The organism is Vibrio sp. 2134-1, from assembly GCF_033339495.1.
Genome location: NZ_JAWOUS010000571.1, coordinates 1 through 633, shown reverse-complemented (window position 1 = coordinate 633; position 633 = coordinate 1). Strand labels below are relative to the sequence as shown.

Below are 633 nucleotides of genomic sequence, written 5' to 3'. Positions count from 1 at the left end.
TTAACCAATCGAATCAAACACTCGGAGTACAGCTTTGGTAAACCCGACGTGACCGAACCCGGTGACGAAGGCTACCTAATGGTGGGTTTTGACTCTGAATCGGGTGAGGTTGCGGGTACCACCGGAATCGAAGCATCTATTGGCTGGGACGTACCGTTCTACTCATATCACATCAGTAAAGTGGTTCACTCTTCGCCAAAACTCGGCGTAAATAACGTCGTTAAACTACTGACATTTGGCAACAATTACACGGGTAACAGTGAGATTTGTACGCTGTTCCTACGCGAAAAATATCGCCAGGGCCTAAATGGCCGTCTGATGTCTAAGTGCCGCTTTCTTATGATGGCGGAGCACCCAGAGCGTTTCTCTAAAACCATCTTTGCCGAGATGCGTGGCGTCTCTGATGCGAATGGTAATTCTCCATTTTGGCAATGGTTACAAGAGCATTTCTTCTCTATTGATTTCACACTTGCAGATTATCTTACCGGCATCGGCAAGAAAGGCTTTATCGCTGACTTGATGCCAAAGCTGCCAATTTACATCAACCTATTGAGCCCAGAAGCACAAGCGGTGATTGGTCAAGTGCATGACAACACGCGCCCAGCGCTGAAGCTGCTAGAGCGTGAGGGATTC

The 633-nt window shown here is 48.0% G+C and carries 1 protein-coding gene; it reads left to right on the top strand.

The window, feature by feature from the left end; translation table 11 throughout:
- The coding region (locus tag R7R78_RS27285; protein WP_225474755.1) for an arginine N-succinyltransferase at nt 1-633 on the top strand (633 nt) is incomplete at both ends.